The organism is Gilvimarinus gilvus (assembly GCF_030518155.1).
Taxonomy (GTDB): domain Bacteria; phylum Pseudomonadota; class Gammaproteobacteria; order Pseudomonadales; family Cellvibrionaceae; genus Gilvimarinus; species Gilvimarinus gilvus.
The window spans coordinates 1-212 of the sequence record NZ_JAULRU010000083.1 but is presented as its reverse complement, the minus strand read 5'-3'; the positions used below and the strand labels follow the sequence as shown (position 1 = coordinate 212).

The following is a 212-nucleotide window of genomic DNA, read 5'->3' as shown; positions in this document are numbered from 1 at the left end:
TTGTTTTACTCTGCTGGTACGTTCATACAAAAAGCGGGTAGTGGTTTTTCTAGCGCCCTAGTTTTGCTTGTTTTGGGTGCGTATGGATATGTTGGAACCGACCCCTCAACCATTAAGCAAACTACTGGAGGCATGGTGATGCTAATGAGCTGGATACCTGCGGCATTTGCATTTGTTTCAGTATTGTTGCTGATTTTCTATCCGCTGAACTC

At 44.3% G+C, this 212-nt stretch carries 1 protein-coding gene; it reads left to right on the top strand.

What is annotated here, in order from left to right; all coding sequences use genetic code 11:
- Positions 1-212, top strand: a 212-nt coding sequence (locus tag QWI17_RS00420) for an MFS transporter (RefSeq protein WP_302720524.1), incomplete at both ends; no start/stop codon positions are given.